The sequence below is a fragment of the Flavobacterium sp. genome, from assembly GCF_036759525.1.
GTDB lineage: Bacteria > Bacteroidota > Bacteroidia > Flavobacteriales > Flavobacteriaceae > Flavobacterium.
In genome coordinates, this window is the sequence record NZ_DAIOUN010000022.1 from 1 (window position 1) to 14,610 (window position 14,610).

At 34.8% G+C, this 14,610-nt stretch carries 11 protein-coding genes; 4 read left to right on the forward strand and 7 right to left on the reverse strand.

Annotation, left to right across the window (positions count from 1 at the left end; translation table 11 throughout):
* Positions 1–1,133: 1,133 nt before the first annotated feature.
* The 5 genes from V7M80_RS11860 to V7M80_RS11880 form a co-directional block, all read right to left on the reverse strand.
* Complete coding sequence (locus tag V7M80_RS11860; protein WP_333696406.1) at positions 1,134–1,814, reverse strand: hypothetical protein; 681 nt, start codon at positions 1,812–1,814, stop codon at positions 1,134–1,136.
* A 333-nt stretch (positions 1,815–2,147) separates the two neighbouring features.
* Complete coding sequence (locus V7M80_RS11865; RefSeq protein WP_333696408.1) at positions 2,148–2,774, reverse strand: ATPase; 627 nt, start codon at positions 2,772–2,774, stop codon at positions 2,148–2,150.
* 527 nt (positions 2,775–3,301) lie between these two features.
* The gene (locus V7M80_RS11870; protein WP_333696410.1) at positions 3,302–4,273 is read right to left on the reverse strand and encodes a transcriptional regulator; all 972 of its coding nucleotides are present in this window, start codon (positions 4,271–4,273) and stop codon (positions 3,302–3,304) included.
* 199 nt (positions 4,274–4,472) lie between these two features.
* Positions 4,473–4,760, reverse strand: a complete 288-nt coding sequence (locus V7M80_RS11875) for a helix-turn-helix domain-containing protein (RefSeq protein WP_333696412.1) — start codon at positions 4,758–4,760, stop codon at positions 4,473–4,475.
* Positions 4,761–4,995: 235 nt separating this feature from the next.
* Entirely contained in the window at positions 4,996–6,666 is a 1,671-nt protein-coding gene (locus tag V7M80_RS11880) for an AraC family transcriptional regulator (protein ID WP_333696413.1), read from the reverse strand.
* Between the two features lie 400 nt (positions 6,667–7,066).
* Between V7M80_RS11880 and V7M80_RS11885 the strand changes: the two genes are divergently transcribed.
* Positions 7,067–7,783, forward strand: coding sequence for a hypothetical protein (locus V7M80_RS11885; protein WP_333696414.1), 717 nt, complete (start codon positions 7,067–7,069; stop codon positions 7,781–7,783).
* 16 nt (positions 7,784–7,799) lie between these two features.
* Here V7M80_RS11885 and V7M80_RS11890 read toward each other — a convergent pair whose 3' ends face one another.
* On the reverse strand, positions 7,800–8,642 hold the full coding sequence (locus V7M80_RS11890; RefSeq protein ID WP_333696416.1) for an RteC domain-containing protein: 843 nt from the start codon (positions 8,640–8,642) through the stop codon (positions 7,800–7,802).
* Positions 8,643–9,084: 442 nt separating this feature from the next.
* On the opposite strand from V7M80_RS11890, the gene V7M80_RS11895 reads away from it, so the two are divergent.
* From V7M80_RS11895 to V7M80_RS11905, 3 genes are all read left to right on the forward strand, one after another.
* Positions 9,085–9,981, forward strand: coding sequence for an AraC family transcriptional regulator (locus tag V7M80_RS11895; protein ID WP_333696417.1), 897 nt, complete (start codon positions 9,085–9,087; stop codon positions 9,979–9,981).
* A 111-nt stretch (positions 9,982–10,092) separates the two neighbouring features.
* Positions 10,093–11,574: a MauE/DoxX family redox-associated membrane protein gene (locus V7M80_RS11900; protein WP_333696419.1), complete on the forward strand. Its 1,482-nt coding sequence runs from the start codon at positions 10,093–10,095 to the stop codon at positions 11,572–11,574.
* 84 nt (positions 11,575–11,658) lie between these two features.
* Positions 11,659–11,928 carry a DUF6520 family protein gene (locus V7M80_RS11905; protein WP_333696420.1) on the forward strand — a complete coding sequence of 90 codons (270 nt, stop codon included), beginning with the start codon at positions 11,659–11,661 and terminating at the stop codon, positions 11,926–11,928.
* A 59-nt stretch (positions 11,929–11,987) separates the two neighbouring features.
* On the opposite strand, the gene V7M80_RS11910 is transcribed toward V7M80_RS11905, so the two are convergent.
* A complete protein-coding gene (locus V7M80_RS11910; RefSeq protein ID WP_333696422.1) occupies positions 11,988–14,609 on the reverse strand; it encodes an alpha/beta hydrolase family protein in 2,622 nt (873 codons plus the stop codon).
* Position 14,610 lies beyond the last annotated feature (1 nt).

Genomic DNA, 14,610 nt, shown 5'->3' on the forward strand with positions numbered 1-14,610 from the left:
TTCCGCAAAGTCGGGAGACATTTGCGGAGCGTCGTACTGCTAAGAAGACTTTGCGTAGCGGGGAGAGGGGGGATCGTTGCTGTTAAGAAGACTTTGCGTAGCGGGGGGTACAGCATATCCAAAATGGCACAATGATGAAAGCTATGAATACGCCTTCAGGAAATGGTGCAGGAGAACGAAAAAGCGTGGGACCTACGAGTTTTCAGGATTTATGGAAAGGGATTAAAAATTTATTCGATTAATTTATGGAGCTACTTAGCAAATACCCAAAAATGTTTAGCTTTTTATTAAAGCTAATAATTATTATACTGTTTTATTTTTTACTTCGTTTTTTGTTAAAACGTTTTGGAGCTAATATAAGTGATGAAAAAATAGGAGGATTGGTAGTATTACTTATCGTTTTATATTATATTCTTTCGGGACTTTTGGGATTTTCCTTTGATATAAACATTTAAGATTAGAGTGCTTTTTTATGTGTCTTATAAGTTGTAAATGTCTGTAAAGTTATTATGGGAAATTATATATATTCAGGCATTGTAAATACAATTATATTGCTTTTAATTTTAATTGCACTTTTTTTTATAGGTCGATTAATCATCAGATATTTTAAAATAAAAGCCCCCCGCTACCGCACGAATCCCTTCGTGTGGTTGTAATATATAAAGAAAGTTTTTACTACATTTGAATTAAAGCCAAAGTATGAGTAGAAATTATAAATTTACTTCGTCTGTTCGACTATTTTCTCGGGTCATAACCCAGAAGGCCTTTATTTTGTAAGTTTTAAATCGCACCGCAAAGTGTTTACAACAAATATCCTATGAAAAGCTCCGCGATCCCGAAAGCTTTCGGGACCTGACTTTGTGGAATTTTGGTAATGTTCCAAAGTTAGTAATGAAAAAAAATTAACCATTTGCAATCACTACTGAGATAAAATTTAAACCCAAATGGCAAGCGTTAAGTTTGCCTTTTTTATTTTACACAGGTTTTTATACTATGCAAAGCTGCAAAAAGATTTTAGAATAAGTATTTTATGAAAAACTTCACATTTTGGTAAGTTCATTTCCAAAGCTTTTTAAATAGATTGGTAATTCTAAGTTTTTTATGTATCTATTTTTAAGGAAATCAAAAGATTACTAACTATTGTTTCGATGATTTGAAAGTATTAAATGTAGTGAATTTTTGATTTTGGAGTTTAAAAATGTTTCCAGGTAGCTGTGAAGGTAATACAAGTTTATTAAATCATAATCGTAACCCTTTTGGATTTCCAGTTGGTCTATTTCGATAAAGCTAATGGTATTGGCAAATAGTTTTTCACCTATTAGATGTTCAATCTGTACAAAAACTGCATCTTGGAGTCTGGGGTGGTCTTCATACAGAAAATAATTTTTGAGGAAAACTTTTATACCAAAATCAAATGGTTTATTGGGAACCGGTAAGAGTGTAAAATACATTTCACTTATACGCAGTGAAATACCGTAATAGTTTAATGCTTTGTCTAAGCCCTTCTCATACTGTTCTATATCGAGCTGAGGTTGCAGAAAAGCCGTTATATGCCATCGTTTTATTTTTGGAGCGTGATAAACCAATAATTCTACATCTTTGAACAAGTAGGGGTTTCCGTGGGCTGTAATTATTAATTCGGCTTTTGTTTTTTTGTTTTTTATTATGATATCTAAATGGGGATTGTATTTGTGTAATTGTACCATGAGTATGTCTAAATGTTTTTTTAATTCATTTTTTGGGATTTCGTTTAGGAGTAGGAAAACGAAGTTGTTTTGTTGGAAGTGGTTCCAGAAGTTGGTTATAGTTTTCATTTGTTTCAGGTTTGCTTCGCCAGTCGCCCTTCGGGCTCGTGTCAAGTTTGCTTCGCCAGTCGCCCTTCGGGCTCGTGTCAGGTTTGCTTCGCCAGTCGCCCTTCGGGCTCGTGTCAGGTTTTCTTCGCCAGTCTCCCTTTGGGCTCGTGTCAGGTTTCAAGTTGTTGAAAAGTAGATTTATAGTTTTTTTTAAACCGCAAAGAGCACAAAGATTTTTCGCAAGGTTCGCTAAGTTGTTTTATCGTTTATCAGGTGTTGATTTATCGTATGCGATTATATTTACCATCTACTCACGATTTGTTATTGTTTTTTTGGTGTTCGTGATTATGCAATTTATTTACGCTTGTCTTTAGCTACATTGTCGAATGCTATTAAATTGCATAATTCTCGTAATCTGGAACGGACTCGGTTGCCGTAATGGTTTTCAATTTCAGTTGCTGAGAGGTTGGTGGTGATGTGTGTTACTAGTTTTTTGGAAATGAATAAATCGTAGCGGCTTAACAGTATTTCTGCCATTACGTTGCATTCGTTGCCGAAGTATTTTAGGTTGTTTTCTGTGCCTAAATCGTCGAAGCAATAGGTTCTTGGTTCGGATTGGTAGAGTTTGCCGATGCTATATTTGTGGATTATTTGGTAGCCGTCTTGAATGAATTCAAAGCTGATGTCTCGGCAGGGTTTTACAGAGAATTTATGATCGGTTGGGGTTAGGTATTTCATAAGGTTCATGAGTGATGTTTTGCCGCAGCCGATTGGTCCGGTTAATAGAATGCCTTTTTTTAAATTGATGTTGAATTGATAACAAGCTTGTTCATCTTTTAAAAAATAGGCGATTAGTTTGTACACGATTGGGTAATCGGTTTCCAAAATTTTGAAATGATTGCCGTATAGTTCAACTCCTTTTTGCTCTAGCCAGTTGATTACTTCGGTGTAGCTGTAGTGGGATTTTATTTCGTTTTCCATATTTTGTTTATTAACCACATAGAAACATAGGTTTTATAGTTTTTTTCAGATTGCTTAAAGACGCTTCACTTTTGATAGTTTATCATAGGTTTTGGGTTAAAGCGAAGGTTTTAGAACACGGATGTGCTTCGCTAATTCGGCTAAAGCCTTGGGTCACAGATTACTTCGTCAGTTCGACCTTTGGTCTCGTGTGAACGGATTTTTTTTAACCACATAGAAACATAGATTTTATAGTTTCTTTGGATTGTGTTAAGACGCTTCGCTTTTGATAGATTTCATAAGTTTAACCGCAAAGTCAACAAAGGTATACGCAATCCCGAAAGCTTTCGGGACGCAAAGGATGAGATGCTGAAATAAGTTCAGCATGACAGTACCTACTACGTAGGAGATTCCTCGCAGGCTCGGAATGACAATGGTGTGTGGGTATGGCATGTTGCCTACTACGTAGGAGATTCCTCGGCGAGCTCGGAATGACAAGTATGGAAGCTCGGAATGACAAGGCCGGTGGCTTGGAGAGACAATGTAGATTAAAGCGGTTCTGCATAGTTTTTATCGGTTGTGGTGTTGAGGTGTTTTGGTCTGTTGGGTTGTTCTGCATTTGAAATAAATTTAGGTGCGTTAATCATCCAGTTTTGAGCTGCTGCTTGCCAATTGATCATTGGAATTTTGCCACCGACCAGCCAACCAACACTGGAGAAATAATTGAAGAATTTTTGTGCTTCGAGTTCCGGGAAGTTGTTTTCTTGGAAATAGTTTTTGACTTCTTCGATGGTTGGTTTTGCCTTTTTCAAAGGAGATACCTCGGCTTCGATCGGTATGACAAAACCACCAACATCTTTTTGCCAACTGTTTTTTATTTGATTTTCAATGGAGTTGGCGAATGCAGAATTGAAATTCTGCATTTCTTTTTCTTCTTTTTTAGCGGAACTTTTTTCTTCTTTAATTTTTTCATTTTCTAAATCTGAATTATTTATTTCTGAGATTGCTTCATTCTTCGCAATGACATTTTTTGCTTGCTCGTTCAAGTTTGCAACGTTTTTTTCGTTTGAACTGTTTGTATTGTTTATATAGTTTATAGAAGGTACTACTGCTTGTTCAGTACTTGTTTCATCACTGGTACAAGACTTGTTTAGAGCTTGTTCTGAAACCGGTTCAATAAGGGGTTCATTTTTTGGTTTTCTCTCACTTTTTGGAGCTGGTTTTAAATCTTCTGAAAAGTTGAATAAAATGACATGACTTCCTTTAAATGGATTGTAGGAGGGCTCGTAATTGATATAACCCAAACTATGCAAGTTCTTCAGGCATTTGTGATAGGTAGCTTTGGAACTTATTTTACTTATACGCATTACCTCATCGCGATTTATACTGATGGGGTTTTTGAAGCGGTTGCAATTCCAAAATTGGAATAAGGCCATGTAGAGGCTGACATGGGTAGGGTTGAGGGCTTTGTCTAGAACGACTTTTTCGAAGAAGCCGGTTAGGTGTTTGATGTAGTTCATTTTTCTGTGAGTTGCTAAGTTGCTGATTTACTGAGGTTTTTCCTCACCCCAACCCTCTCCAAAGGAGAGGGAGACGAGGCGTTGAGGGTTTGGTGGTATATTTTGATTTTTCGTTTTTTTACCTCACCCTAAATCCCTCTCTATCCGCAAAGGCGAGACATGGAGTAGAGTGACTTTGAGATTGTGCTAATTTTTCGTTTTATTTGAAGAGGTTTGGTAGGGCTTGGGTTTTGTTGGTGTTTAGGAGTTTATCGATGTCGGCGTTCTCGTAGTAGAGTGTGCCACCGATTTTGGTGTAGGAAAGTGTTCCGTTGATGCGGAGATTTTGTAAAGTTCCTGGAGAGATGTTTAATAGTTTACGAACTTCATTGGATTTGAGCCACTGTTTTGTTTGTTGCGGTTTGGAGTGAATTAACTCTTGCAGGTCTTTTAGTAATAGTGTTCTAAATTCGTTTAAATCTTCACGGGTAATAACTTCGATTGCCATAACGTATGTTTTAGATTGTTATGGTACAAAATTGTATAGATTGATTTGTTTTATTTCAGAAGTCAATCAGAAGTGGAAAACAAAAATGTAGTTTTTACTATATTGGATATGAAAATGGCTAGTCTAATTAAAATGTTGTCAAGTATTTTGATTTTAAAAAAAGTTCTACTTTATGTTTATATTTACTTTAAGTAAAGTGTTTTAAAATGTTGATTTATAAAAATTAAATCAATTTTTACTTTATTGTTTGGTTTGATGCATTGAGCTGTTGTATAAATGAAGTTGGAGATAAGCCCGTTTTGTTTTTGAAACACTGTGTGAATATTTGGGTTGAGCCAAAACCAGCCTCTTCGGCCAAAGCTTGATTGGTGTAGTTTCTGTATTTGGAATGCTCCAAAAGAAGTTTTAAAATGTATTCAATCTTTAAATCGTTAATGTAGGTTGTGGTTTTCTTTCCTCTGTACTGTGAAATTGTTACTGAGACATACTTGGTATTGGTGTTTAATTTTGTTGCCAGTTTGGTTAAATTCATATCTTTTTCTAAGTACCCTTTTTGTTTTTCGAATTTCTCCAGATGGGAGAGTATTGTTTTGGAGAGTTCCGGACTGATCGTTGTTTTTAAGTTATCCTGATTTTTTACTTTTAACTTAGGTTCTGATTTTAGCGTATTTAAAATGTTTTCAAACTTTTTTTGTTCTCTTTTTTTTAGTCTAGAAAAGTAGAATACCCCAGCTATAACTAGTAAACCAATACCCAGTAGAATGAGATAGGTGTTGTGTTTGTTCCGTTCTAACTCGACCTTGATTTTTTGCTTTTTTAAGATTAAACTCTTGGTGTCGTAATCTTTATGAATTTTATAGCTTAGGTATTTGAACTCTTTGTTGAGGTTATTGTCGTATGCTAACAGTTTTTCAATTATTTCCAATTGTTTGTTAAGTCTTTTTTGGGATGCATAATAGCTAATGAGGATTTCGAAATTTTCACGTAAATCGGGACGAATGAAGTTCTTGGCTTCTATTTGCTTTACTACATCTTCAAAATAGGGAAGAGCTTCAGTTGTTTGATTTAAATCCCAGTAGCATTTGCCTAGGTAAAATTGGGAAACAATCTGATTGGCATAATCCTGATTTGTCACTAAAACCGGGAAAGACTCTTTTAAAAGTTTTATTGCTTTGTTGTAATTTTTTTGACTGTATTGGTTTATCCCTTCGGCATTTTTGAAGTATGGAGTAAGCTCCTCCCTTTCGTATTCTTGAGCCAATTGCATACCCAATTGATTGTGGTAGCTACTCAAATCGAATCGTTCTATTTTATTGTAGCATAAAGCCAAGGCGTGAAGTGTATTTAGATAGGCTGTTTCATTTTCGTCCTTGAAAAATGCACTACTTTCATTGAACAAAGCGATAGCTTCGTGGTAATAGCCCAAATGAAACTTAGTTTGGGCTATGGTATATTTTACCTTATTTATTAAATATTTGTCTTGGGTTTTTACAATGTAATTGTTTGCTTCTACATAATGATCCAGAGCTTTTACTAACTCTCTATTGTTATAGTATGCTGCACCAACCGTAAGATATGCACTTCCGACGATTTGGTTATTGTTTGTAGTTAAAGCCGTTTGAATTAAACTATCTGCATAAATCATTCGGTATTTTTTTTCTACCCAATGCATTATGTGTTTATAGGCATTTACTTGTTGAGCCGGATTTTTGTCTTTTTTGGCTTGTTTTAACCAATTGAATGCGGTTTCTAAAACTTGTGCCGTATCTGGTTTATTTCGGTTTATTTTTTCTTCAAAAGAGTTGTAGTTTTTGGAATTGCCTTTTGAAGTATGACTAAAAGATTGAACCTCAACAGTTGTTAAAAATACAAATGTCCAAACCGAAAGTGCTTTTACTATTTTCATTACGCTTTTTTACCTATTTAAGGGGGTTTAACTATTGATTTTTTTGAGAGAGAGCAAAGAAAAATAAAATTATTAAATAAAAACAGAAAATAAAGCTAATTCCCATTTTATATGCTTTTGGGCTTCATAACCCCAAAAAATCAAATGGGAATATGCTTTATTACCTCCCAACATTGTAATCCTTTACCTCTAAAAATTTTACCTTGTTTGATTCCGGAATTCATTAGTTTAAATTCAGATTTTCGGTACAGAAGCAGTTGTGTCCCTTTTATTCAATGTCTAGTTTTGACCTCGAATTCAATGGTTTTGTTAAGCGGCAAGACCCCTTTTAAGTTCAAATTATCCCGGGAAAAATGAACTGATTTTAAAATTATCAGTAACATTTAACACACACATTACCATGAAAAATTTTTATTTGTTTTTGTTCTCTATTTTGTTTTTGATTTCTTGTGATAGGGAAGATTCCTTTGATACGGACTTTGAGAAAAATAAGCTCTCTACAGCCCGTACCGGCTTTATAGCTCCTACCAATAGCTCTAATGTATATGATGAAACCGGTGCGATTTTTGCCGAACTCTTTGAAGCTTATTATGAACATCCTAATTTACCCATCCAATTGGATAGCATAGTAACTTTTATTGATGAGGCAACCTCAAAACATCCTTACTTTTTATCTCATTCTGATTTTGATTTTTCATTGTTTCCGACCCCTAAAATTCAAGCTATTTTATTGAGTCCTGAAACGCATTTGCATGATGCCTTGGATACCAGTGTATTGAGTACCCCTGCCAAAGCCGCATTTGAGTCTTTTTTATCTACTTTGTTTTTGCAAATAGAAAGTGATGAAAAATATGAAACCGTTTATGATTCTATATTGGATTATGAATCTTTTGTTCTTGATGAGCATACTTACTCCGGTACAGAAAAGAAGTTTTTACTCCGGATTACCTCTATAGCCAGACATGCCCTGTATCATAAAAACAAAAGACCTAAAAAGAATACAGACCCAGATTGGAACTGGCTTACCACGTGCATAGTAGGTTCTGTATACGGTTTGAATACGGACACGCCAACTTCTATATCGGTTGCTCTTAAAACCGGAATAGGTACCGAATAATCTTTAAGGCTACCCTCTAGGGTAGCCTTTTTATTGCATCTCCCTGCAAGATGCGTTCCTTAAGGGCATTTTGTAATTGATTTAAAAATTTGGTAGGTTCGTTTTTACGGGCAGCGATTTCATAGAAGGTTCTGTGAATTTGCCCTAATTCTATTTGAAATGCTTTGGCTATGTGGTGAGCTATTTCGGCAACATCACTTGTGCCAAAATTGAAAACACCAGCTGTATGTAAGGCAAAAATAAGTTCTACGAGACCAACTTTTGAGCCTGTCCATTGCAATTTACGATCGTTTGTACCAGTGGAATTTGACTCTGTTTTTTTACTCTTGGCAATTAGATAGCATTGTAAATCTTCGTTGGCCATAATTTGAGCCGCTTTGTAGTCATGCGAAGTAGAAAACTTTTGATCTAATTGGAAATAAAAACTGTCTAATGCCAGGGAACAATCTTGCTGATTTCTCAAAAAATATTTGGAGTCTAGGTAGGTGTGACGCCGTTTGAAATACTTGTAAAATTCGGCATTATCTATGAAAAATTGTTCTCTTTTTTTTAAATGGTAGTTGTAATATTTTTGAATTGTTTTTTTTGTTCCGGCCGGTTTATTGTATTCTATTTTATATATCTCATTGAAGTAAATGATTCGTCTGGTGAGTTTGGGTTTATATTCTTTAAAAAATTCTATTTCTTCTGATTCTGAGAGCCGGGAATTTAAGAATTGTTTTCTTAGTTTATAGTATTCTTTTGTGCACATTTCTATAGCTTGTGTGCCGTGCTCTAATGGGTTTTCTTCTATGAGTTCGATGGTAAGGCTTAATTTTTGTTCTAATTGATTGATTAATTCGCTTGCAAAGTTTTTCATATTTTATGCACTAGAGTTTACCGATGCTTTGGGTTTACTTTAAAGCACTATGTAATGTAAATTATTCGATTTATTATTTTGAACCAAAACTAAATTGAACCTTTGGATTGTGCAAATGGCATGCTGTGAGTTTCCGGAATGGCATAGATTATTTTCTGAAAAAGCATAGTAGTTTTCATTGGCTTACATGGAAATATGACGCCTCCTTTATTATGCATTTATATATTAAGTAAAGATTTCATAAGGCACACTTAAATACTTGTATTTTAATTGTATATGTTTATTTTAATTTTTGTTTGATTTATTTGAAAATCAGAATTATTCCCTTATGGATTCCAGAATCCAACAGTATTGTTTTGGTGTCCTTTGCTATATTTTGATAGGTTTGTTTTGCTAATGTACTCCTTCATGTTAATCCAAACTTATTTAATAAAATCTGAATATGTCTGATTCTTCTATTGACGAAAAACTCAAGTTGATTTACCAATTGTTGTTTGATTTAGCCCATGGGAAAAGCCCTCTAGTGTATAAGACTTTTCACACCCATGATGCTTTTGATTCTTTATTGGAAGAGTTGCTGCAGACCGGTACACGCTTGCGGGAATTGATAATTAAGCACGATGCTCTACCCCCAAAGTTTAGGTTTCAAACCCAAAACCCTTTACTATTTGTATTAGATTCAACTTACACTATACTGGACTTTAATACATCGGTTCCAGAGCAGTTGTTGTATTCTCCCGAGTTACTTAAAGATAAAAAGCTTACCGCCCTTTTGGATACTGAATCGGTTGTGAAATGGGAATTGTTTAAAATGCAATTTAAACCGGGAACGTTTCTAGCTTTTGATTCTCCTCTTTATTTGTGTACTTCAAAGGGAAACAAAATCCCTTTTTATTGCAGTATGACCTCATGGGTATACCATCAAACGTTTGTATTGGTATCTGTGCAAATATGTATGGACTCTATAACTGAGACCCGGAATTCAAAGACTCTTACTGACCAACAAAAAATGGACTTGCAGGTTGTGGTACAAATTCATGACTACATACTTGAACATCTGGATGAACCTTTGCCAACTTTGAAAACTTTTGTAGCCCTATTTGGTAGTGAAGAGCATCGGGTTAGAACCTTGTTTCGGAAAAAATATAATACGAGTGTTTATCAATTTTATCAAGATGAACGGTTGCAAAAGGCATTCCACTTGATTGTTTTTACCCAGACTCCATTGAAAGAGATTGCTTTTGATTGTGGTTTTGGGATGTATTTGAATTTTTACAAAGCTTTTAGAAAAAAGTTTGGGATTTCACCAAGTGAGCTTAGTAGGGGGGATAATGGGTGATGGGATATTGTGATGGAATTTTGGAATGGCATACCGAAATGCTTGATTTGCATAGTGTTACTATTTTGAATATTGCAATTTTACACTATTACTCCACTGAAAATACCGGATATGATGTATACAAAGTTTAAGAATATAGTAGTGCTCCTTGTATGTTATCTTTATGTATTGCTGTTTGTTTATGCGGCGGTGAGCAAGTTGATAGACTTTGAAAATTTTAAAGTACAGTTGGGTCAATCGCCGTTGTTAAGTGCTTTTGCCGGTTATTTAGTATGGGGGGTTCCTTTACTAGAATTGCTGCTAGCCCTGATGTTGAGCATTTCTAGATATCGAAAAATAGGTTTACTCTTTAGTATGGGATTAATGGTGCTATTTACCGTTTATATTTACCTTATTTTGAATTACAGTTCGTTTATACCTTGTTCCTGTGGTGGAGTTTTAGAGCAAATGAGCTGGACCCAACATTTGTATTTTAATATTGGTTTTTGCTTATTGGGCCTACTAGCCTTGTCACTTATGATTGCGGATAGGATATATTTGGTTACACGGATTGTTGCGGTTTTTAGTCTTAGTGTGGTTTTAATGGTAGGGTTGTTTCATAAATCGGAAGAAATACTATATGAACGCAATAACTTCGTTAGAAGATTTCCGCCTTTTCCTGCACAAAGAGATCAAGTAATGGAACTCCAGGCCAACAGCTATTATTTTGCCGGAAAAAGTGATCGCAAACTGTATTTGGGAAACATTACAGCCCCGGCATTAATTACTGAAATAGATACCTCATTGCAAATAACAAGAAGTTACCCTTTTCAAATTACAGATACGTTATTTAAATTCTTGAACATTAAGTTGCTGGTTGAACCCCCTCATTTTTTTGTTTATGATGGTAAAGTGCCTTGTATTTTTAAAGGTAAACTCGATCAGTTACAAGCTGTTTTACAAACTAAAACTATTCCCAGTTTTACCAAAGCCAAAGTTGTTGATTCGACCACATTTATTATTAGAACTTTAAATCAATCCCGTGAAAATTTATTGGCGACATTGGATATTACTACTCAAAAAGTGCAAACTGCCCCTCCATTACTTGAAAAACAACTTGACGGATTGTTTGACACTGATGGAATACTGAATTACAGTTCTTCACTTGAAAAGTTTGTTTACTTGTATTATTATCGCAATGAATATATTATAACCGATAAGCACCTCAATTTAATTGATAGAGGGCATACTATCGATACCACCACCCAAGCTGCTATTAAAATTGATTATGTAAAATCAAAAAATGAGCGAAAATTTTCTGCTCCGCCTCTCATGGTTAACAGATTGAGTGCTCTTCATCACAATTTGTTATTTGTAAACTCGACTTTACCCAGTAGATACGAAGAAAAAAGGATGTGGAAAAATGCACATGTGATAGATGTTTACGATGTCCTATCAAAATCTTATCTAATGAGTTTCTATGTGTATAAAGTTGATGGAGCTAAAATTGATGATATGTATGTTACTGATACGCATCTGTATGTGATTTTTGGGACGAAACTGGTATCCTATCGTTTTAGTCCGGAACTAATTAAACATTTTAAAAGAAAATAAATATAACCGGCCGGTTCCAGGGATGAGATCGAAAACCTGTAGAAAAGAGTAGGTCAAATTCATTATTATTAAATTTTAATTATTATGAAAAATTTATCATTTCAATTATTGTTGCCTGTTGCTGCCTTTGTACTGGCCTCTGCCGGTGCTGTAAGCAGTAGCCAAATGACCCAAAGTTCTAAAGCGACAACTACCGTTCAAGGATGGAATAGAATATCGCCTTTTAACTGTGTGCCTGTTCGTGAGTGTAATAACATTAGCGACGTTTTGTGTAAAGATGCATCGGGAAACCAGATGTATGGAAAATTATCTGAATTTTCAGACTGTACTGAACTACTTACACATCAGCCGTAATTTTTGGGTACGTTTTTAAAAGTTGCAGGCAATAGGAATCCCCATTGCCTGCTTCTATTTTATTTTTTTTGTTTTATCCAATCTGCAGGAGGCTCCTCTTTTAGGTGGTACGCCAGCCAATCCTTAATTCTAGAATACAAATCTACTTGATTTGAACTGGAGTTAATAGAGTGGGACTCGTTTGGATACATTAACAGGATTCCCTCTTTTTTTAACCTTTTTAAGGCAAGGTATAACGCTATGGATTGATCCGGATTTACTTGTTTATCTTCCTCGCCACACCAAATTAGTAGGGGTGTAGTTATGTTTTCTACAAAATTTACGGGTGAATTATTGCTGTAAGCCTTTCTGTCTTCAAAGAGCATTTTACCCATACGCCATTGCTGGGATTCAAACCGCCACATTTCCGGTCTGCCTGAACTTTCGCTTAAAGTAAAGTACATTCTGTTTGTATCGAATATTGACACTCCCGATATTGCCGTTTTAAACAAGTTGGTTTGTGATATGATAAAATTGGTTTCATAGCCCCCAAAGGATTGCCCCATGAGAGCAATTTTGTTTTTTTGGACTTTACCTGAGTTTATCACTTTTGTAGTTGCAGCTACCACACAATCTAAGGCTGATAATCCCGGATTTCCAGTTTGATAGGTAATATCCGGCATGAGTACAAAATACCCTTGAGATGTGAATGTAGCTAAATTGAATCCGGTCATATTGTACTTGGATGGATTGGTATACTTGTTTTTTTGAAGTGATTGCTCTTCATAGATGTATACTACCATTGGGTACTGTTGCAATGGATTGTAATTGTTTGGATAATACAACATTCCTTTTAATTCTTGATTGTGGGAGTTTTTGAATGTTATTATTTCTTGTTTGTGCCACTGGTAGTCAAAATGATGACTATTACTTTGATAGATAACAGATGACTGGTTAGCATTGGTATTTGCCAACATTAGCCTTGGCGGGGTATCGTAGTTTTGCTTGAGGAAAATTATTTTATTGGCTTTTGATGCTTTTAAACAATTTGAATGTAACGATTTATCAAAACTAATCTCGACTAATTTTCCGTTTGGTTTATGTACAAAATACCCCGTTTCGTTATCCGTTGTAGCCGAAAGTAAAATTTCTTTATTGAAGTTAATGATTGGGTCATTATTTCCAGCTGCTAAGAAATATTTTTTTTTATTTTCATGAACTACTCTGTAAGCTATTTTTTTTTCACGACCCCTAGTGATTCTTACAGGACTTTCACCATTTAAGGGAACTTTCCATACATCATATTGATCATACAGTATAATATTTTCTTCTTTTTGACACCAACCTGCCACTCCAAAATTACTTTTTTCATTTGCATACTCGTGTTTTGAAAAATCAACAGTTGGCAATAAAGCTATATTCTCTTTTTTGACAAAATCATAAACCCACCAACCCTTGTTGTTAAAATACGCAAAGTATTTACCTCTTGGTGACATACTCGAATTACGTAAAACGGTAAGTTGATTATGTATTACTGTATCTTGTTCACCAGTTTCCAGGTTTTTGACATAATAATTCACATTTCTATTCATTGTGTACTGGTGAGGATAATCGGTATAATTGTATATAAGTGCATAGTCTTTGTTATTATTTAGCATGCCATACTGTTTGTTTTCTTCTGTAATTTGAGAAAACTTGCCGGTTTGAGGCCACCATACTGCCAAATGAAAACTATTATCTAGTTCACCTAAATACTTTTTTTCGGAATGGATTACGGCGTCACTAGATTTCCAAATTTGCACGGTATTTCTTTTACCCTGAGAGGTAAGATTTTTAACTATACCCAAAATTACACGTTTATCGTCTGGAGAAATTGTTATGTTATTATGTCTTGAACTAAGTTGATACTCTTTTGGAAAATTTATGATTTGTTTTGGATTTAGTTCGAACCAATTATTTTGCAAAAGTGAATAATGATAGAGCTTGCGATTGCTTTCATCTTCTTTGTACTCTGCTAAAAAAGCGATTGATTGATTACTTTCGCTCCAAACCATATTTGAAAAATGCACTTGGCTCTCTTCCCAAATTTGTGTTTTTTGAATTGGTGCCCCCAATTTAATTATTGTTATACTTTTTAATTGGTTCTCTTCTTTATAACATAGTAAAGCATCTTTTGAATTATTTAATTTGTATTCAACTACACCCTCTATACTCTCTAGGCTATTAGCTTTGTAGTCTCTTATACCTAAATAGTTCTTGTTGTCCCGCTGTTCTATTGTTATAATGTAATGGCCGTTTGCCACCTCATAGGACTTGATGTTTTTAAACGTTTTCACTTTTCCTGAATTTAAATCCATCCAATTGAGTGTCTTGTTTTTATCTAAATAGATAAATGACATCTCGCCTATGAACTCGCCTTTGTTTGCATTAGCAAATTGATAGTTCTTTTTTTTGTTTACACTTTCTACAAAAAGAGTATCCGGTGCTTCGCTGTATTGCATCGAGTAGCTTATCCAATTCCCTTTTTCGGAAATAGCCTGATTTATTAATTTGCCCCACTTTTGAAAGTCACTCTCCTTTATTTGTTGTTTGCTTAGTTCTTGACCATGCATTTTTAAACCTAAAAGAATGAATAGCAATGTAATTGTGGTCAATCGAAGGTCGAAGAAAACTACTGTTTTTTGAAATGGAAAATAATTCATT